The sequence below is a fragment of the Paenibacillus sp. FSL L8-0638 genome (assembly GCF_038593075.1).
GTDB classification, from domain to species: domain Bacteria; phylum Bacillota; class Bacilli; order Paenibacillales; family Paenibacillaceae; genus Paenibacillus; species Paenibacillus polymyxa_D.
In genome coordinates this window covers 4,252,930-4,273,446 of record NZ_CP151960.1, presented here as the reverse complement: position 1 = coordinate 4,273,446, position 20,517 = coordinate 4,252,930, and the positions used below count along the sequence as shown (strand labels likewise).

12 protein-coding genes are annotated in these 20,517 nt (G+C 48.2%); 9 read left to right on the top strand and 3 right to left on the bottom strand.

Going from position 1 to position 20,517, the window contains the following annotated elements; translation table 11 throughout:
• The first annotated feature begins 424 nt into the window (after positions 1 to 424).
• Both MKY35_RS19065 and MKY35_RS19060 read left to right on the top strand, forming a co-directional pair.
• Complete coding sequence (locus tag MKY35_RS19065) at positions 425 to 5,938, top strand: S8 family serine peptidase (protein WP_342444550.1); 5,514 nt, start codon at positions 425 to 427, stop codon at positions 5,936 to 5,938.
• Positions 5,939 to 6,118: 180 nt separating this feature from the next.
• A complete protein-coding gene (locus tag MKY35_RS19060; protein WP_029515644.1) occupies positions 6,119 to 6,466 on the top strand; it encodes a hypothetical protein in 348 nt (115 codons plus the stop codon).
• A gap of 11 nt (positions 6,467 to 6,477) precedes the next feature.
• On the opposite strand, the gene MKY35_RS19055 is transcribed toward MKY35_RS19060, so the two are convergent.
• Positions 6,478 to 7,065: a hypothetical protein gene (locus tag MKY35_RS19055; protein WP_029515643.1), complete on the bottom strand. Its 588-nt coding sequence runs from the start codon at positions 7,063 to 7,065 to the stop codon at positions 6,478 to 6,480.
• A 223-nt stretch (positions 7,066 to 7,288) separates the two neighbouring features.
• On the opposite strand from MKY35_RS19055, the gene MKY35_RS19050 reads away from it, so the two are divergent.
• Both MKY35_RS19050 and MKY35_RS19045 read left to right on the top strand, forming a co-directional pair.
• On the top strand, positions 7,289 to 7,660 hold the full coding sequence (locus tag MKY35_RS19050) for a DUF4190 domain-containing protein (RefSeq protein ID WP_342444549.1): 372 nt from the start codon (positions 7,289 to 7,291) through the stop codon (positions 7,658 to 7,660).
• Positions 7,661 to 7,753: 93 nt separating this feature from the next.
• Positions 7,754 to 7,993: a hypothetical protein gene (locus MKY35_RS19045; RefSeq protein WP_340886161.1), complete on the top strand. Its 240-nt coding sequence runs from the start codon at positions 7,754 to 7,756 to the stop codon at positions 7,991 to 7,993.
• 153 nt (positions 7,994 to 8,146) lie between these two features.
• On the opposite strand, the gene MKY35_RS19040 is transcribed toward MKY35_RS19045, so the two are convergent.
• On the bottom strand, positions 8,147 to 8,299 hold the full coding sequence (locus MKY35_RS19040) for a DUF1540 domain-containing protein (protein WP_013311427.1): 153 nt from the start codon (positions 8,297 to 8,299) through the stop codon (positions 8,147 to 8,149).
• 296 nt (positions 8,300 to 8,595) lie between these two features.
• The gene (fabV, locus tag MKY35_RS19035; RefSeq protein WP_342444548.1) at positions 8,596 to 9,783 is read right to left on the bottom strand and encodes an enoyl-ACP reductase FabV; all 1,188 of its coding nucleotides are present in this window, start codon (positions 9,781 to 9,783) and stop codon (positions 8,596 to 8,598) included.
• 189 nt (positions 9,784 to 9,972) lie between these two features.
• On the opposite strand from fabV, the gene MKY35_RS19030 reads away from it, so the two are divergent.
• The 5 genes from MKY35_RS19030 to MKY35_RS19010 all read left to right on the top strand — a co-directional run bounded on the left by MKY35_RS19030 (position 9,973) and on the right by MKY35_RS19010 (position 20,407).
• Positions 9,973 to 16,209 carry a WIAG-tail domain gene (locus MKY35_RS19030; RefSeq protein ID WP_342444547.1) on the top strand — a complete coding sequence of 2,079 codons (6,237 nt, stop codon included), beginning with the start codon at positions 9,973 to 9,975 and terminating at the stop codon, positions 16,207 to 16,209.
• 157 nt (positions 16,210 to 16,366) lie between these two features.
• Positions 16,367 to 16,864: a hypothetical protein gene (locus MKY35_RS19025; protein WP_342444546.1), complete on the top strand. Its 498-nt coding sequence runs from the start codon at positions 16,367 to 16,369 to the stop codon at positions 16,862 to 16,864.
• A gap of 168 nt (positions 16,865 to 17,032) precedes the next feature.
• Positions 17,033 to 17,743, top strand: coding sequence for a response regulator transcription factor (locus MKY35_RS19020; RefSeq protein WP_209949782.1), 711 nt, complete (start codon positions 17,033 to 17,035; stop codon positions 17,741 to 17,743).
• Positions 17,744 to 17,745: 2 nt separating this feature from the next.
• Positions 17,746 to 19,125, top strand: coding sequence for a HAMP domain-containing sensor histidine kinase (locus tag MKY35_RS19015; protein ID WP_342444545.1), 1,380 nt, complete (start codon positions 17,746 to 17,748; stop codon positions 19,123 to 19,125).
• Between the two features lie 214 nt (positions 19,126 to 19,339).
• Entirely contained in the window at positions 19,340 to 20,407 is a 1,068-nt protein-coding gene (locus MKY35_RS19010; protein WP_029515635.1) for an ABC transporter ATP-binding protein, read from the top strand.
• Positions 20,408 to 20,517 lie beyond the last annotated feature (110 nt).

The window sequence follows — 20,517 nt, the reverse complement described above, 5'->3', positions numbered from 1 at the left end:
AGCTGCTAAAAAGGGGTTTTCGTACATAAAAGAATATAAAAGTCATAGAATTTCAAGAAAAATGCAAAAAAATGACTTGTATATCTGTTTTGATAACTTTATACTATTCCATAATATATGATTATATATCAATTTTTAATATAAACTGTAATGATATAACATGTTTTTCTTCGAAGTTCTCCTGCTTTTTCTCCTTGGTTTCTACTGAATTTCATCGCTCTTCTATTGGGATTGTAAACTCACCTATGAAGTACTGCCATCTATGAACAGCCAAATATTTTTGTGCCTCTATATTCTATGAAGGAGGTGGTCGCCAACCACATCATGTTGCGCAACCCGTGTGTTTGATGTGCAAGGCATGAGGTCTTACTCTGTACAGGTTATTTCAGAAACATTAAACCTAGTAAAAGGAGTGGAAAAGTAATTGATTAAACCTAAACGATTCAAGAAACCACTGTCTATCGGACTATCTTTACTAATGGCCTTTTCCTTTGTTCAACCTGCTTTGGCGAATAACACACCGGATGGCTCCAAGCTGGAGCTGAAATCAGCCTCTCACAAGGTCACGACCGCGAAGGTATCTCCGAAACTGACCAAACAGTTTGAGGAGAATAACTATGTTACCTATCTGGTCAAATTAAAAGAACAGGTAGACACCAACAAGGTTTCCAAAAATGCTCTCCAAAAGGCCTCACTTGAGAAAATAACACCCTCCGCTGCCAAAATGGCTGCACGCAGCCATGTGATCAGCTCTCTGCGTGAAACCGCTTCAAGAACCCAATATGGGCTTGAAAATTACTTGGACAAGCAATCAGAGAGCGGCGGAGTGAAGGAATATAAAAGCTATTTTATTGTCAATGCATTGGCTGTAACAAGCACCAAGGAGGTGCTGGATCATATTTCGAAACTACCTGAGGTCGATAAAGTCTTACCGAATGAAACGCGTTATCTGCAAAAGGTGACAGTTGACAAGCAAGCAGAGGGAGCAAATGCCAAAACGGCTGAAACAGCTGCAACAGCGACAGCAGCAACGGCGAAGTCTGCATCGGTAGAGAAAGCTGTAGAGCTGGAGAAGGACGATGGCAAAACATCGGCTAAGCCTGGCAATGCAGGTAAGAACGCTGTAGACCCATCTACGGTGGAATGGAACATATCTCATATTAACGCACCACAAGTGTGGGAAAAAGGAATCGACGGAACCGGAATCGTGGTTGCCAATCTGGATACAGGTGTAGATTATACACATCCGGCCCTTCATCGCAAATGGCGGGGTCTGGACGCGGCAGGCAATGTCGTGAATCCCGAGCTGAGCTGGTACGATCCGCATAGTCACGCAACGCTTCCGGTCGATCAGGAAGACGATTCCCATGGTACACATACAATGGGTACCATGGTCGGCTCTGAGGAAAACGGAACGAACCGAGTGGGCGTTGCCCCTGGCGCGAAGTGGATTGCGGTTCGGATTTTTAATCCGGAAACGACGGATGCAATTATACTGGATGGCGGTCAATGGCTGCTTGCGCCAAAAGATGCCCAAGGGAATCTTCATCCCGAGCTTGCTCCAGACGTAGTGAACAACTCGTGGGGGGGCGGACCGGGTCTTGATGAATGGTTCCGGCCTGTGGTTCAGGCATGGCGGGATGCTCAAATTTTCCCCGAATTCTCTGCAGGCAACACCTCTCTTTCCAATCCGGGCGGACCTGCCTCAGTAGCCAATCCGGCGAACTATCCGGAATCCTTCGCTACTGGAGCCACGGATAGCAATGATAATCTGGCCAGCTTCTCATTGTTAGGACCCTCACCCTATGGTGAAGTGAAGCCCGAAGTTTCCGCGCCGGGTGTTAATATCCGGTCATCTGTTGCTGGTGGCGCCTATAAAGGCGGATATAACGGTACTTCTATGGCGGGACCTCATGTTGCGGCCCTTGCAGCGCTGTTGCTGCAAGCGAATCATTCGCTTACCGTAGATCAACTTGAGGAAATTTTGATGAATACGGCTACACCACGAACGGACAGCACATATCCTACTTCACCAAACAATGGCTACGGACATGGTGTCATTAATGCGCTGGATGCGGTCGGTTCGGTCATGCAGGGTCTGGGCTCCGTGTCTGGTAAAGTTGTAACGGGTGGCGACGATCTGGAAGCACCTGTTCTCGAGCATACACCGCCCGCTGCGGCATTCGAGGGTATTGATATACCTCTGACTGCTCATGTAACGGATGATGTCGGCGTGACAGCCGTTGAGGCATTTGCCAAAACAGCGGGTACGTCAAACTATGTATATATTCCGTTGGAACGGACCTCCGGCGACAGCAAAGATGGTACATATCAAGCATCCATCCCGACTTTTTTGGTGGATAGCGCTGGTCTGGAATACTATATTCGTGTAAATGATTACGGTAATAACGGATTTGAAACTGAAGTATATAAGGTGAAAATCTCTAAAGGGGTAAAACCAGGCTACACACAAGACTTTGAAAAAGACATTGCCGGTATTAATATCGGTGGACAGGGCAGTGTTTGGAAATGGGGAACTCCGACAAGCGGCCCTAAAAGCGCACATTCGGGTACAAAGGTCATCGCGACCAATCTCGAAGGCCAATATCAGACCAACTCCAACAGTTATTTTATGGCTCCTCCGATTGATCTGACCGAGAGCTCAAAAGGGGCACTGGTCAGCTTCAAGCATTGGTACGATCTTGAAAACAATTCTGATTTCGGCAAAGTGTACGTAGCAACCACAAACAATCAGAATGCATTTGAGCAGGTATTATCGTTTACCGGCGCCAGCAACGGCTGGAAAACACAATATCTTGATTTGCGGGCATTCGCGGGTCAAAAGGTATACCTCCTGTTCAACTTTACTAGTGACAATACGGTTGTGAAAGATGGCTGGTATATTGACGATCTGTCGATTCAGGAGCCAGACACCGTTGCACCTGCTGCGCCGAGCAATTTGACTGCTGAAGCAGATACTGTGGGCAACGTCACGCTGGCCTGGAATGCTTCCTCCGATGAAGATGTGAAGCAGTACAAGGTGTATCGTTCTACCCAGTCAGGTAAAAATTATGCTTCCGTCGGTACAACCTCAGCACTGACATTCACAGATACCATCACGGTCGGTGGAGCGACCTACCATTATGCAGTGGCGGCCGAGGATTATAGTGGCAATGAAGGAATCAAGTCGAATGAGGCTTCTCTGAGAGTAGACGTGCCGGATACGCTGTATAGCGATCATTTTGATGGCAGCTCGGATAATGGCTGGACTCATTCCGGTACCAAAGATGAGTGGGAACGCGGCATTCCTAAGGAAGTAGGACCAGAGAGTGCGGTGTCCAAACCGAATGTGTGGGCAACCGATCTTGATAGCAATTATGAGAACGGAGCCGACTTTTCGCTGGTTTCTCCAAAAATTAATTTGCAAGCTGTACGCAACGCAACACTGACCTTCAATCACTGGTTTGAAATTGAGGCTGGCTATGATTACGGTTATGTGGAAGTGTCCAAAAACAATGGTGACACGTGGAGCGAGCTGGGCAAATTCTCTCACAATACGAACGGGAAAAAGTGGGCTCCGGTTTATTACAATCTAGATAGCTACGCCGGAAATGAAATTCAAATTCGCTTCCGTTTGAAATCGGATAACAGTGTGAACAAGAACGGCTGGTATATTGACGATTTCCGTGTGCTTGGCATTCCAGCTACGACAGTGACTAAGGACATCGTACCTGAGTCGAATATCAAGCTGGAAAAAGCGGAAGAACAGTTCCCGCTGTACAAAATTACAAGTACTGAAAAGAGTGAATTCCAGGAGAAAGTGAAGCCGGCAGAAACAACGGTGGAACGTGGACGTGTCGGTCTCGACAGTCTTCCAGCCAGCGCTACGGTTACGGTATTGGAAACCGGACGTTCAGTGAAAACGGACCCGACCACGGGCAAATACAGCTTCACCCATGTAGCCGGCGACTATACGCTGAAGGCTGAAGCCTACGGTTACGTGCCTCAAACAAAAGCAGTCACGATTGAGAATAACAAAGTCATCAGAGCAAACTTTAGTCTTCAGGCCATACCTCACGGTACGATTCACGGGGTCATTACCGACAAGCAATCGGGTGAACCGATCCAAAAAGCGAAAGTGTTGGTGGTGGAGGATGCACGTATTGCTCCGGTAGAAACGAATGAGGCTGGAGAATTTACGCTGGACGTGCTGGAAGGAACATACACCTTGTCCATTGCAGCCGAAAATTATTATAGCAACAGTGTATCCGTTACTGCTCCTCCGAATGGTAGTGTGGCAGCGAATGTCATGTTGAAACCTTTTATCGGGTTCCAAGGAGGCATTGCCTATGATGATGGTACAGGAGAAAATGCCAGAGCCTTTAATGCGGCAGGTAACTCTTGGGCAGTCAGAATGACACCTGAGTCAGAAGTGACTCAAGTGACAGGAGCATCGCTTTTGTTCTGGAACTCTGCCTTCCCGAATCCGGGAGGAACGGCATTCCAATATTCTGTCTATGACGCCTCCGGTGTGGCAGGAGCACCTGGACGATTGTTGGCTGGTCCATTCGACGGGACTGCCGTACGGGATGAGACACAATGGACGACGGTGCAGCTTCCAGAGCCGGTGACGGTTCAAGGTGACTTCTACATCGTATATACACAGTCTGCTGTAGGCACACAGTCGCCGGGTCTTGCTACAGATGAAAGCAGTCCCAATGCGCTACGAAGCTGGCAAGGTGTAAGCGGCACATGGAGCCAATCACCTGAGGAGGAGGGTAACTACATGATCCGGGCTATCGTCAGATATCCGGTGAATGCTCCAACGATTACGACTCCTACGAAGGCTACCTATACGCAGGAAGAGACGATTACCGTAACAGGAACTTCTCCGGCAGAAGGAGCCGATATTCAGCTCTTTAACGGTAAGGAGCTGGCTGGCACAACGAAGGTGAAGGATCGCCAGTTCAGTTTGTCGGTTGATCTTCAACCAGGTGCTAATCCGCTAAGTGTTCAAGCAGCGGTATACGGCAAAATAACGGATCGTTCCGAACCGGTGGTCGTGACACTTGACCAGACTAAACCGGGTCTGATCCTGACTTCGCCAGATGAAGGAGCCCGTACGAATGCGGGTGTCGTGAGCGTCACCGGTACGGTGTATGACGAATTCCTCACCGATTTGACGATTAACGGCGAGCCAGCCGAATTTGGAAGTGACGGTACCTTTAACAAGCGATTGCTTATCAACGAAGGTGAAAATCAAATTACGGTGACGGCCAAGGATCTTGCCGAAAACGAAACAACCGTTACGCGCTCGGTGTATGTCGATACAGCTCTGCCGAAGCTTGAAAACATTAGTCCTGCTGAGGATGTGCGTATTACTCCAGGACAGTCGGTACGAGTATCCTTTGACAGTGCATCCGGTTTGGAAGCGTCCTTCCATGTGGAGCTGCCTTTCAACCTGTCCACTTTGGGCCGCAACGATATTCCATTAAATGAAACTTCGTCAGGCCACTATGAAGGTACTTATTTCACTTCATCTTCTCTGAACCTGGAAGGCGGAGTCATCGTGATCCGGGTAAGGGATGCAGCGGGAAATGAAGTGGAGACGGAGGCACCGGGAAGATTGTATGTAACCAATGGTGGAGGACAGAACCCTGATCCGAATCCACCTACATCCAATGAGAAGCCAGTAGCCATTATTCAGGCTAATGAATCAGCTAAGAAGAACAAAAATGTACAATTTAACGCCAAAGCTTCCCGTGATGTAGATGGTGAAATCGTCAGCTACAGCTGGAATTTTGGCGATGGCGATACGGCGGTCGGTTCCAAGGTGAAGCATAAATTCACCACAGCTGGAACGTATACCGTGGAGCTAACGGTGACGGATAATGATGGCGCAAGCGGTAAGACTGTGCATACGATCACGATCCGTTAAAAGCCAGCAGGAAAGGAAATGCTTCTTTTAGAATAACAATGAAGGCCCACAGCAAGCTACGGTTTATAGGCTGCTGTGGGCCATTTTTAAATTGTCGAACTGTTCAAGAAGCGATACAATGAGTAGAACTCTATAAAGTGAATCGTTTCACAATAATATTTTTTAGCAGGAGAGGATCCTATGATTCATTTGCAAAAAGAAAGCGGACGTATCCGTCTTGTACTGGATGCCTATTTTATGGGGGAAGATATCGTTGTACTCATTTCTGGCGGTGATCAGCCCCATTTGGGAACGATTACAGCAGGGGCCAGACTCGAGCCGATTCAAACTGTGCAATTGCAAAATCACAAGGAGTTTTATATTACCGAAGAAATTGCAGTTCGCTTACGAAAAGAGTTTGCGGGCAATTTTGCCATTTGCTGCGGGACACATTTGGACCATGCATCCAAGGACGAAATCCGAGTGCTGACAGATATGGCTATACAACTGGGAAAAGAGCTCATTGGAGAACTCAAGCAAGCACGCTAGTAGCAACCTTTTTAAGTGAACTCCCGAAAGAGCAGATTGCGATAGGGGTACTTACTAAAGGAATACTTAAAAAGCAATGCAAAGCCATCATCCTCAATTTGTACGGATTTCAGCGCAGAGGATGGAATCAAACTACGGATCATGACATGAACTGCACGCTGGTCTTGTCTGTTGATCGCTTTGGCTAAGGCAGAAGCAAAACATGGATTACGTGCCAATTCGCGATACAGCGGAAAAACGGCTTTTGCGATGGCGCGATGAACTCTCGGCTCAAATGTAAACTGCACAGTCCCCGGTGGAATCGTTGTTCCATTCGTATAATAGAGCATCGGTGGCTGAGCTAAAAAGGAAATAAAGTAGCCGATGCCATTCGTGCCTAAGCCTTGTTTGGCGGCAAATGGCGCTACTGAGCAGAGGAGGGATTTCATCCGATCCAAATTCGCCTGAACGACAGCTCGTGACCATTGAACTGCAAACGCACGGCGAGTTGCTATAGCTTTGTAAAATGGCAGCATGGCAGTGGATATTATCCTAAGTGTGTTTGCATTTAAACGTTTGTGAGGCGAGCGCTTTCTGTGGGATGTTGCACGATATAGCATAGCTCCGACCTCCTTGGCAGGATGCTCTCAGGGAGCACAATTGATCTGTAACAGGTAAAATACTGTATGCCCAGTTACCTCAAAAAGTGCTAATATCGCTATGTTTCTTCTTTTTAACGTTCTAATTTAAAAATTCGAAATAAGTACTGTCCTGATTTGTAAGATTGTGGTACCCTAGAACTTATATAATTGCTATTTTTCGTATTGGAGTTGAATTTAACAGATGAGTGATTTGTACAAGGAGCCTCGATCTTCCGATCCTTTTCAGGAGTCGAACGATTATAACGCCCCATTTAACCAGCCCCCAGTAGTTCCACCTACAAATAGTAAAGCTGTTGCGTCGATGGTGCTCGGGATTTTATCTGTTGTCATTCCCTATCTTGGGTTGATTATCGGAATTGTGGGTATTATTTTGTCCAGTCTTTCCTTGAAGGAAATTAATCGTCATGGCGAGCAAGGCAGAGGTATGGCCATTGCTGGATTGGTATGTAGTATTATCGGTACACTGATTTATACACTGATCATCATTATCTTAGTTATTGTTTTTGTTGTAGCGGCCTCCAGTGGCGATCCGGATATTTTTTCAGACATTTAATGAATTGAAGAATGCTTGAGTCAGACAAACCATTCACGATTTGACTATTGGATGCTATGATAAAAGGAGTCCAATGAAGGAGAGTGAAGCCGTATGGCACGTACTCAAACACAAAAAGCGCTGAGCAAGGCAAAACGCGCTGGAATCTATTGCGCGGCACAGAGCCGCAAAACGAATGACCATTATGGCGAGATTTCACAGCACATACGAATGAAGCCGACCAAGCAGGAACAATTACAAAAGGTCAAGCACAAGAAGCGAATCGTTCAGAGCGACGCTTCTTTTTTTGTCTTTAGAGAGAACAGCAGTGTCCTTTTCAGCGTGGATTTATAAAGTAGCAGAGAAATGATTGTATACAAGCGAAAAGCGCTTTTCTGTACCGAAAAAGGACTTGATAATAATTATCATTCTTGTTAGAATATCATAAGAAAGAAGGAACCCGGGCATGGGCTCCTTCATTATAAAGCTAGGCTTGAAATCAAAGATTTACTTGGCTTCGAAGGTTTTGCAGTCTGTTTCTTCAGACTTGTGAGTGTCTTCTGGTCTGTTGCTTACGATGTAAATGGAGCTAGCGCTACATTTATTCTCTTGGGCCCAGTACGTACAAGAGTTGACTTCACACAGAACGTCTTTTGCCATGTTGTGCACCTCCTTATATGGGTGTGATGGGCTGAGCAAATAGTATCACGGTCAGTCAAGGTAGGACTTGTCCAACTGTGTTTACCCTCTTGTTAGGAAGAGGGATTTTGCTATGCCTACCTGTACAATATCAAATGAAATTTAAAATTGCAATGTTAGCATCATTTGCAGTTCAAAGCGGACATAAGTGTCCCTTTTAATTAAAAACAAAAGCTGTCCTCCATGCAGAACGAAATGTTTCTCTGCTGGAGAACAGCTTTTTTTGTTTTTCTAACATAGGGACAGCACTAAAAGACTTAGCGCACGTTAGGAATATTTATGATGGGATCAATATCAGCATCATAGTCCACACCTTCGAACTCAAAGCCGAACAGTTGGAAAAATTCGCGACGATATCCTTCAAGATCTGACAATTCGTAGATATTGTTGGTCGTCAGCGCCTCCCATATCTTCTCAACCTCTGCCTGCACGTCTTCGCGCAGTTCCCAATCATCAATGCGAATACGTCCTTCTTCATCTACAGGAGTTTCTGGTGCGTACAGACGCTCAGCAAACAGGCGGTAGCTCTGTTCTACGCACCCTTCATGCAGCCCTTTTTCCTTCATTACCTTATATAAAGCAGAAATATACAGAGGAACGACAGGGATAGCGGAGCTTGATTGGGTAACGAGTCCTTTGGTGACTGCGACGAAGGCGCGTCCGCCTGTAACTTTCAGCTGATCGTTCAGCTGATGTGCTGTCTCCTCCAGATGATCCTTTGCACTTCCGATACTGCCCTCTCTGTAGATGGCTTGTGTAATATCTGAACCGATGTACGAAAAAGAGAAGGTCGTTGCAGTATCAGCCAATACACCGCCTTCACGCAAGGCGTCAATCCACAATTTCCAGTCCTCACCACCCATAACCTCTACAGTTGCTTGTACTTCTTCTTCTGTTGCGGGTTCGAGCGTCACGCTGCTGACTTCCCCGGTGTGGAAGTTAACGGTCTTGTTTGTGTAAGGCTTACCAATAGGTTTGAGTACGGAATTAAACGTTTCGCCTGTGCGGGGATTTGTGCGGCGACCTGAAGCGACACTGTAAACCACCAGATCGACTTGTCCCAGTTCTTCGCGAATGGCTTCCACCGTTTTGGCTTTGACCTCATCCGAGAAGGCATCTCCTGTCACGCTTAAGGATTTAAGCCCAGCTTCCTGAGCAGCTTTTTCAAATGCAGCGGAATTGTACCAGCCTGCTGATGCTGTACGTGTGGCCGTAGCATTGCTAGGACGGTACACGCCAATTGTATTGGCACGCGCACCGAAAGCGGCCGTAATTCGAGAAGCCAACCCATATCCGGCCGATGCCCCGATCACAAGCACATTACGGGGGCCTTGGATAGCAGGACGGGCCTGTACATAGTCAATTTGCTCCTGAACATGTTGGGCACAGCCCACCGGATGAGCAGTGGTGCAGATAAAGCCACGTGTTCTTGGTTTGATAATCATGTTATTGTAATTCCTCTCTTCTTGTAGCGATCTTCACCCTTACTATTTTAACTTTTAACTATTTTTTTTCAAACGTGGATTTTAGTAAGTATCCTTTTTACCCAAAAGTGAATCTCTGTACAGGGTGGCAAGTGCCTAAGGGTCTGCATATGATGCTGTAACGATAAACATGAGAAGGGAGAGAGCTGCTTGAAGAACAAGAGCCGAAAAACCAACAGAAACAAAAAGCCGCTCTATCGTGTAATTGACCCGGATATGAATGAGTTAAGTATGATACAACGCTCAAAACCACTGCCTGCGGAGAGGGAGACAGAAGCAAGACTTCATCAAGTTGCTTCTCCGCCTCCCCCAACTACAGAGGAGTCGGAGCTAGAGACTGTTGTCGAGCCTGAAGTCGAGGCTCTGCACGAGAAAGAAATTGAGGTTGCAGATATAGAGGAGACTCCAGCTTTGATGGAAGAACCCCCACTGCCAGAGCTAGAGCTAGATCCAGAGCCGGAACCGGAACCAGAACCTGATCCAATTGATGTGGAAGAAATTTTGAACAATAAGAAGGCTCCGCATGTAAACAATGCTTTCATCTATACAGACGATTTGAGTGATTTCGCTGTGACAGGTGAAAAGATCGCTCCCGCTTCCATAGATTCCAGCAAGCTGAAACAAGAGAGTATCCACACGGAATTTCTAGCAGATTATGCTGTTCATACAATTAAAATAGCTGACGGTGCTGTGACTGCTTCGAAGATTGCTCCCGACTCCATTACGGTCGAGCATCTGTCGGACGCATCAGTGGCAGGCAGTAAATTGCAGGATCGCTCTATTAGTGGTGAAAAACTTCGTGATGGCAGCATCACTCCAGAAAAGCTGGCGGATAAAATTATCAGCGGCGATCATATTGCCAATGGCTCGATTGAAAGCCGTCATTTCAAGCAATGGATCGTGTCTTCAGATATGCTTCAAGATCAGTCGGTCACCTCCGATAAAATTCGCAGCGGTACGATTCAATCGAACAATTTGGCGAATGAAGCTGTTGATAGCTCCAAGCTGGGCGATCAGTCTGTGACCACCTCCAAATTGCGGGATGGGGCTGTGGATGGAACTAAAATCCAGGCAGGCAGCATTGAGAGCGCACACCTGACCGAGCATGCCGTTCATGCCCGGCATCTAGCTCCGGGTTCGATTAATCGCAAGCAGCTATCCGACGGAATTGTGGGCAGGGAACAATTGGAGGAAGGTGTTGTCAGCGGGCGTCATCTGGAGTCTGAGGCAGTTACCAGTACGCACATTCAGGCAGGAGCGATTGAAAGAAAGCATCTCAGTCCTGGCTCCATCGGGGAAGAGCAGCTTGGAACAGGCCAAGTAACAGCCCGGCATATCGCGGATCGGAGTATTCAATCCAATAAACTGGCAGATCAGTCTGTAGGCTCATTGCAGATTGTTGATCAATCCGTCACTTCATCCAAAATATCGGATCAGAGCATTCTCCCACACAAAATTGCCGATGAGGCAGTACTTACCAGACATATTGCAACAGCAGCCATACAAGGACCTCAGATTTCTCCAGAGGCAGTTTCTTCCGTGCATCTTCAATCCGAAATTATTCGGAAAGATCATATTGCACCAGAGGCGGTTACGGAGCAACATTTGCATTCCGGGGCTGTGACAAGCGAGAAAATAGGGAAGGGTGCAGTTCTGGATTACCATGTGGCGAATCAGGCTATCAAGGAAAATCACATCGCTTCGAGCGCTATTAAGTCTGACAAAATCGCTGACGAGGCGGTTATAGAAACTAAAATTGGCACAGGGGCGGTAACCGGAAATAAAGTTGCGTCTCAAGCCATTACCCACGTACACATTGCAACGGGAGTAATCCGTGAAAACCACCTTGCCGACAACAGTGTGGGCGGAAAGGCGTTACAGGCTCAATCGGTGGATTCAACCCATTTGGCCAAGAGCTCTGTACAGAGCAAGCATCTTGGGGAAGACAGTGTCGGAACCGCGGCGTTGCAAGAACAGTCCGTTACCGCAGACATACTAGGCGAAGGCGCTGTTCAAACCGCGCATTTGGCCAGTGGTGCGGTATACTCCCACCATTTACAGGATCATGCCGTTACTTCGTTGAAACTATCGCCGGAAAGTGTGGCTACGGATAAAATTAATGATTTGGCGATTACTGCGCCTAAGCTAGCCGAGGGCAGTGTCACTTCCTCCAAGCTGTCTGCTCGTTCGGTGCAGCCATGGCATATTACGGATAAAGCAGTACTGAGCAACCATCTGGCTGTTGAAGCAGTGGAGGCGAATCATCTCGCGCCGGAATCCGTCACCTCCAACCATTTGCAGTCTGCTTCGGTCCAAACCAAACATCTCGCCCCAGATAGTGTGTCCGGCCATGCCCTTCAGTCGGAAAGCGTCACTTCCGAGAAGTTAGCGGCTCGGGCTGTGCAGGCTTCCAACCTGGCGGAAAACAGCGTGGGACCCGGGCATTTGGCTGCACAGGCCGTACAAACCAGACATTTGGCCGCAGGATCAGTAGAGGACACGATATTAGCCCAGAATGCTGTGAAGTCTGAGCATCTTGCAGCAGAATCCATCCAATCCGAGCATTTGCAAAGCGGGATCATTCAGGGCGAGCATATTGCATTGCAGGCTATAGCGACTCAAGCCATACAGGATGAAGCGGTTACCTCTGCCAAACTATCAGAGGAAAGTGTAACCTCTACCAAGTTGTCAGCCCATGCAGTGCAGTCCGGGCATATTATGGATGAAGCTGTACAAAGCAACCATTTGGCCGTGGCGGTTGTGGACTCGACCCATCTGGCATCTGGAGCGGTCACCTCGGTGCACCTACAGGCCTCCTCGGTGCTAACGAGACATTTGGCTCCGGATAGTGTGTCCGGTCGTGCACTTCAAGCGGAAAGTGTAACCTCGGAAAAGCTGGCAGCCCGCTCGGTACAAGGAATGAACCTTGCAGAAGGCAGTATCGGCCCTTCACATCTATCTGTGCAGTCCGTACACACGCGGCATTTGGCAGCTGGAGCGGTACAGGATAGAGTGCTGGCAGAGGGAGCGGTGAAGTCCGTGCACATTGCCCCGGAATCGATCCAACCACACCATCTGCATACTGAAATCATTCAGGGCGAGCATATTGCATCCCAGGCCATTTCGACCGATGCTTTACAAGATGAGTCTGTGACATCTGACAAACTGGCAGATGAGGGCGTGACTGCCGCCAAGCTGTCGGCCCACTCCGTACAGTCGTGGCACATTACAGACGAAGCAGTGCAAGGAAATCATTTGGCAGCAGAATCCATCCAGTCGAACCATCTGGCACCGGAAAGTGTCACTTCAGCCCACTTGCAGTCTTCGTCAGTGCTCACGAGCCATCTGGCCCCGGATAGTGTGTCCGGCCGTGCGCTACAAGCGGAAAGCGTCACCTCGGAAAAGCTGGCAGCCCACTCGGTGCAAGGAACGAATCTTGCGGAAGACAGCGTCGGCCCGTCACATTTGTCTGCACAGTCGGTGCACGCCCGGCATTTGGCAACTGGCGCAGTACAGGATACAACGCTGGCAAAGGGAGCAGTGAAGTCGGTACACATTACCGCGGGGTCAATCCAGCCACATCACCTGCACACAGGAAGCATTCAGGGCGAGCATATCGCATCTCAGGCCATATCGACCGATGCTTTGCAGGATGCGTCTGTTACCTCCGATAAATTGGTGGATGAGGGTGTGACTTCCGCCAAGCTGGCGGTCAACTCGGTACAGCCGTGGCACATTACAGACGAAGCAGTGCAAGGAAATCATTTGGCAGCAGAATCCATCCAGTCAAGCCATCTGGCTTCCGAATCCGTTACCTCTCGCCATTTGCAGGCTTCCTCAGTGCTTACGAGTCATCTGGCGCCAGATAGTGTATCCGGTCGTGCACTACAGTCGGAAAGCGTCACCTCGGAAAAGCTGGCAGCGCGCTCGGTACAAGGGACGAATCTTGCGGAAGGCAGCATCGGACCGTCACATCTGTCTGCACATTCCGTACACAGCCGGCATCTGGTAGCCGGAGCGGTACAGGATAGAGCGTTGGCAGAGGGAGCAGTGAAATCCGTGCATATCGCTCCAGAATCAATCCAATCACACCATTTGCACCCTGGAACCATTCAGGGCGAGCATCTGGCATCTCAGTCGATATCGACTGATGTTTTACAGGATGAGTCTGTGACATCTGATAAATTGGCCGATGAGTGTGTGACTGCCACTAAGTTGTCGGCTCACTCGGTACAGCCGTGGCACATTACAGATGAAGCAGTGCAAGCTAATCATTTGGCAGAAGAGGCCGTTCAATCGAGTCATCTGGCGCCGGAATCTGTCACCTCAGCCCACTTACAGTCTTCGGTGATACTTGCGAGTCATTTGGCGCCGGATAGTGTATCCGGTCTTGCGCTACAAGCGGAAAGCGTCACTTCGGAAAAGCTGGCAGCACGCTCGGTGCAAGGGACGAATCTTGCGGAAGACAGCGTCGGTCCTTCGCATTTATCTGCACAGTCGGTACACACTCAGCATTTGGCAGTCGGCGCTGTGCAGGATACAGCGCTAGCCGAGGGGGCAGTGAAGTCAGTACACATTGCCCCGGAATCCATCCAGCCGCATCACCTGCATCCTGGAACTATTCAGAGCGAGCATCTGGCATCCCTGTCGATATCGACCGATGCATTACAGGATGAGTCCGTTACGTCTGATAAATTAGCGAATGAGGGTGTGACTGCTGCCAAACTGTCGGCTCACTCGGTACAACCGTGGCACATTGCGGACGAAGCAGTGCAAGCCAATCATTTGGCAGAAGAGACCATCCAGTCGAGCCATCTGGCTCCTGAATCCGTCACCTCTGATCATTTGCAGGCTTCCTCGGTATTTGCGAGACATCTGGCCCAGGACAGTGTGTCAGGTCGTGCGCTTCAAGCAGAAAGCATCACCTCGGAAAAACTGGCGGCACGCTCGGTGCACGCGACGAATCTCGCGGAAGGAAGTGTTGGTCCTTCACAGCTGTCTGAGCATGCCGTACACCCTCGGCATTTGGCACCCGGTGTTGTACAGGACAGAGCGCTGGCAGAGGGGGCGGTGAAGTCCGTGCATATCGCACCGGAGTCTATTCAACCGCACCATCTGCACCTTGGAACTATTCAAGGTGTGCATATCGCCTCACAAGCAATATCGACCGATGCTTTGCAGAATGAGTCCGTTACGTCCGACAAACTAGCGGATGATGGCGTAACTGCCGCTAAAATATCTCCTCATTCGGTCCAGCCGTGGCACATTACAGACGAAGCGGTGCAAGCCAATCATTTGGCAGAAGAGGCCGTCCAGTCGAGCCACCTGGCTCCTGAATCCGTCACCTCTGATCATTTGCAGGCTTCGGCAGTGATGACTCGGCATATTGCGCCGGGGAGTATATCGGTTCACGCGCTCCAGGCAGGCAGCGTGAACGCTGAGAAGCTTGCACTTCGGGCGGTGCGTGCTTCGAATTTGGCAGAAGCCAGCATAAACTCCGTGCATTTAACGGAGCATGCCGTACACGCTCAGCATTTGGCCGAGGGGGCGATCCAAGGGTCCGCACTGGCAGAAGGCGTGGTGCAGTCCAGGCATATCGCGCTGGATTCAGTCCAGTCGGAGCATCTGCAAGCAGGGGCTATTCAACCACAGCATGTAGGCTGGCAGGCGGTGGTTGAGGATGCTATACAAGAAGGAGCGGTAACATCCAGCAAGCTGGCAGATGGAACGGTACAGTCCCGTCATGTGGCTGAGGAGGCTATTGAGAGCCACCACATTGGAGAGGAAGTTATTGATTCGCATCACCTAAAACCGGGCTCAGTGACACGGGCTCAGCTGTCCACAGATATTCATCTCTCGGGACTTTTGCCAGAGGAAGGTATCAGTGGCGACAGACTTCAGGCAAACAGTATATCTCGAAACCATCTGCAAGCTCAGGCCGTCGACAGCGAGGTGCTGAGCCCGGGAGCTGTGGGAGCAGAGCATCTGCAGGCCGCTGCGGTACAAAGCCATCATGTGGCAGAGCAGAGTATTGAAGGCCATCATCTGGTGGAAGGCACTGTAGGCTCACGTGAGCTGGAGCTGAACGCAGTGAAGCCGGAGCATTTGAGCATCACTCCGGTTCGTACGTGTGCGAATCAGCCCGCATTGCAGCAGTTCGGCAGAGCGCCGTTTCTTTTGAAAGGTAGTGAAGGAGAGACGGAAGTGACCATTGTATTCGGGGAGTCTTTTGTAAACCCGGACTACACATTAGTAGCGATGACGAACCACCCTCTCTTTCATGCAACGCTGAAATCTCAGACGCCGAATGGAGCAGTGATCGTCGTAACCAAGTGGAACGAAACCGCGCATAACTACGGTATTATTTCCTGGATCGCCATTGGCTAGTGAAGACGGTTATTGTAAAACTCATAGCGTGCAGACTCATGTATTTTCTAAATACAGAGCTGCACGCTTTTTCATATACTTTTCACACATTTGCTCCACAATTATGCCGAATTCTCCTGATAAGCTAAAGATACTTTAAAGGAGAGGTGATTCAATCATGAAAAAATGGACTAAAAATGCAGCAGCCGTATTGACCGTAGTAAGTGTACTGGGAGGAGCAAGCAGCGCATTCGCCGCTACAGCAACAACGACTCCAGCGAGCACTGCACCAGTAACCAAAGCTCCTGCGGTTATGACACCGGCTACCAAAACACCGGCAAAAGCACCTGTGACGAAAACACCTGTGGTAAAAACACCGGTTAAAAAAGCTGTAACAGCTCATAAAACAACAACCAAAGCGAAGAAAGCCCCTGCCAAAAAATCCGTTGCGAAAAAAGTGGCAAGCCACAAAACAAAAGCAGTGAAGGGGCAGCACCGTACAGTTAAACATCATGCCAAAAAACATAATGTTGTTAAACACAAAGCAACATCTCATAAAACTCGTACACATCATGTCGTAGCTAAAAAAGTGACCCACAAAACTCCAGTAAAAAAAGCAGTCCCAGCAAAAACAGCTCCAAAAGCAGCAGCCAAAGTAGTAAAAACCAAGAAATAAGTTTGATGCGTAGTTAGCACTCAGCTCGCCTGGCATATACAGCAGCGATTCATGATAAGAAAGACGGGACCGGGAACGGTATACCCGTCTTTTGTCTATTCTGCTAGGCTTCTGTTAAGCTTAAAGAGAGGATGGAAGCATCCAGAACAACGGCAAGGGGTTAAGGTCATGACAAAAATAGTAGTAGTGGATGACGATGTGTTCATTCTGCAATTAATATCTGAATATTTGAAAAAAGAATCCTACGAGGTGACTTCCTTTTCCAGCGGTAAAACACTGGTAGAGCATATCCGTACGAACCGTCCGGATTGTCTCGTTCTTGATATTATGATGCCTGGCATTGATGGGCTTTCTCTACTGACTCAGCTTCGTGAGTTTACGGAAATGCCGATCATAATGATCTCTGCCCGTGGAGAAGAAAACGACCGTATTCACGGGCTGGAGCTGGGCTGCAGCGATTTTTTGACCAAGCCCTTTAATCCAAGGGAGTTGGTAGGAAGGGTCAAAGCGATGCTGAGACTGAGCAAGGCCGGAATGTCTGCATCGGACGATAGGCAAGCGGCAGAAAACGCAGATCTATGCCATGCGGGCAATCTGTGTATTTTTGCTGACTTTCGTAAAGTCACAGTGGACGGACAAGAGCTGAATTTAACCTCACGTGAATTCGATCTGTTGCTGTTTCTTGCGAATCATCTGGAAAGACCTTTTGGCAGGGAACATCTGATTCAGCAGGTGTGGAGCTATGATTTTATAGGTGATGTGAGAGTCGTGGATGATCTGGTCAAACGGATTCGTAAAAAGTTAGCTGAATATCACTCTACGCTCGTCATTAACACCGTATGGGGTTTCGGATATAAAGCAACGGTTCAGGAGTTGTAATCATGCGTACGATGAGAGCTAAAATACTGCTTTCCCTGTCCATCGCCATGCTTATTACCGTCTGTATTACAGTGGTCTTATTCATCAGACTTATCGACGACATTCTGGTGAATCAAGCCAAATCCAAACTTCATGAGCAGGCACGCAAAGCCGTCCATATTATGAGTGATGGAGGCTTTGATCGACTGGATAATGCTGAATTTAACTATGTTATCAAGGGCGTGCTTTTATCTACCGATTACTTTATTTTAAGCACGGATAACCACATCATCGACTCAAGCGTCTCTGGAATGGAAGGCAAAAAGATCGAACATTTGCTTTTGATCCGCCAGGGATTTTTTGCATCGGTTCATCCGTCTGCCCAGGATCTGACCGCTACACATGAAGGGGTGGCTGTGCTTCAAGGTAAAAAGGTACTGTTTACGAATGAAGAATTGCCCGGACAACCTTTTCGTATTTTTGTATACTCACCCTTATCTTCTTTGAGAGCACTGTATGTACCGTTAATGAGAACCACATTACTGTCTATCATCGCGGGTTTTTTAGTGATTCTCGTCATTGGTCTGATGGTGGTCTCGCGTCTGGTGCGTCCGCTCAAACGATTGAAAGAGGCGGTTGGCAACTATGAGCCGAATCAGCCGCAGGATAGTGATTTTCCACAGGCGGATAAAAGTGAGATTGGCGAGCTGATCGGCACCTTTCATTCCATGTCCGCCCGTATTCAGCAGCACCATCACGGTCAAATTGAATTTCTACAAAATGTATCTCACGAGCTAAGGACACCGTTAATGTCGATTCAAGGCTATGTATATGCCATACAGGATCAAGTGGTATCCCAGGACGAGGGACTGAGTATCATCAAAGTGCAGTCCCAGCGGTTAATTGACATGGTGGAAAAGCTGCTGCAGCTATCGAGGCTGGAGGCGCTGAATGAAGAATGGCCTGTCTCTCTGGTTGATCTTAGAAGCATGGCCGAGGATGCTGTTCATCTATTGATGCCGGTGGCTGCTGAACGTTCTATCTCGCTCCGAGTGGAGGGAGAGGGTCTGCATGTGGCCGTTCCGGCCGAGCAATTGTTCCGCATGATATTGAATTTGCTGCAAAATGCAGTTCGGCATACCTCTACGGAGGTTGTCATTCATTTGGAGACAGGGACAACACCGGAGGTTGTATGGGTTATGCATGTGGATGATGATGGGGAAGGGCTGACCGAACAAGAGGCAACCGAGGTGTTCGGAAGATTCTATGCGGGCTCGAATGGTGTCACAGGTCTTGGATTGGCTATTTGTCGTCAAATTGCTACCCGGTTGAATGGAGAACTACTCTGCACACGTTCGCCATTGGGTGGAGCACGCTTCAGCTATATCCAGCGCATGTTATAAATGAGTACAAAAATGGTTAAAAATGATCGTTTTTTCGGAGAAACATTTCATTTATCTAACATCTAATGGGAGTTTTTCGGTGATATTTGAGATATAGCTTGACTGGTAGGTACTAAACTGAGTAAAATTAATCGTATATACCTTGACTTATGGACGTCGTTTTTTTAGATAGTGGTCAATAATAGTGATGAATAATAAATGAAAGAGTGATGAGATGAACCGCCTTTTGGAAGTGAAGGACTTAACGATATCTTTCAAGACCCGCCAGGGACTAGTGCAGGCCATTCGTGGCGTAAACTTTCATGTCAATAAAGGAGAGACGCTGGCGATTGTGGGCGAATCTGGCTCAGGTAAAAGCGTAACCTCACAAGCTGTTATGAAGTTGATTCCGACCCCTCCGGGCATTTATCAAAAGGGTCAAATTATGTTTGACGGACAAGAGCTGATTAATAAAACGGAAAAGCAGATGCAAAAAATTCGTGGTAAGGAAATTGGCCTGATTTCTCAGGACCCAATGACTTCGCTTAACCCAACGATGAAAGTGGGCAAGCAGATCACGGAAGTGCTTTTCAAGCATGAAAAAATATCCAAGGATGCTGCTCGCAAGCGGGGTATTGAGTTGCTGAATCTAGTAGGTATTCCACATCCTGAACAGCGTTTTAACCAATATCCGCATGAATTTAGTGGTGGTATGCGTCAACGTGTCGTCATTGCGATGGCATTGGCTGCTAATCCGAAACTTCTGATTGCCGATGAGCCGACGACTGCGTTGGACGTAACGATTCAAGCTCAAATTTTGGAGCTGATGAAGGATCTTCAGAAAAAGATCGATACTTCCATCATCTTTATTACTCATGACCTCGGTGTTGTGGCGAAGATGGCTGATCGCGTTGCTGTTATGTACGCAGGACAAATCGTGGAAACAGGTACGGTTAATGAAATTTTCTACAACCCGAAACATCCATATACATGGGGCCTTCTCGCCTCTATGCCAAGTTTGGACAGCCATGGTCAGAAGCTGGCAGCTATCCCGGGAACACCTCCGGATCTGCTTCACCCACCTGTAGGGGATGCTTTTGCAGCTCGCAGTTCTTATGCTATGAAAATTGACTTTGAGAAAGAGCCTCCACTCTTTCAATTATCCGATACGCACTTTGTGAAATCATGGTTGCTGCATCCAGATGCGCCAGCGGTTGAGCCACCAGATGCGGTAAAGGCTAAGCTTCGCAAGCTGGATAACGCATTTGAAAAGCCGGTTTTGGTAGAACAATACGGCAGTTAATGCGCGTTATAATTTGTAATTAACAAATGAAAAATAAAAAAAAGGGCTGTTCTCTCCGTGTGGAATCATTCTACGGAGGAAACAGCCTTTTTGGTGTAAAATCGCAGGTT

What these genes read in the sequence shown, in the direction of transcription:
- fabV (WP_342444548.1), bottom strand. Translation starts at nt 9,783, where the DNA reads ATGATTATCAAACCAAGAACACGTGGCTTTATCTGCACCACTGCTCAT.
- MKY35_RS19020 (WP_209949782.1), top strand. Translation starts at nt 17,033, where the DNA reads ATGACAAAAATAGTAGTAGTGGATGACGATGTGTTCATTCTGCAATTA.
- MKY35_RS19015 (WP_342444545.1), top strand. Translation starts at nt 17,746, where the DNA reads ATGCGTACGATGAGAGCTAAAATACTGCTTTCCCTGTCCATCGCCATG.
- MKY35_RS19055 (WP_029515643.1), bottom strand. Translation starts at nt 7,065, where the DNA reads ATGCTATATCGTGCAACATCCCACAGAAAGCGCTCGCCTCACAAACGT.
- MKY35_RS19045 (WP_340886161.1), top strand. Translation starts at nt 7,754, where the DNA reads ATGGCACGTACTCAAACACAAAAAGCGCTGAGCAAGGCAAAACGCGCT.
- MKY35_RS19040 (WP_013311427.1), bottom strand. Translation starts at nt 8,299, where the DNA reads ATGGCAAAAGACGTTCTGTGTGAAGTCAACTCTTGTACGTACTGGGCC.
- MKY35_RS19060 (WP_029515644.1), top strand. Translation starts at nt 6,119, where the DNA reads ATGATTCATTTGCAAAAAGAAAGCGGACGTATCCGTCTTGTACTGGAT.
- MKY35_RS19050 (WP_342444549.1), top strand. Translation starts at nt 7,289, where the DNA reads ATGAGTGATTTGTACAAGGAGCCTCGATCTTCCGATCCTTTTCAGGAG.
- MKY35_RS19025 (WP_342444546.1), top strand. Translation starts at nt 16,367, where the DNA reads ATGAAAAAATGGACTAAAAATGCAGCAGCCGTATTGACCGTAGTAAGT.
- MKY35_RS19010 (WP_029515635.1), top strand. Translation starts at nt 19,340, where the DNA reads ATGAACCGCCTTTTGGAAGTGAAGGACTTAACGATATCTTTCAAGACC.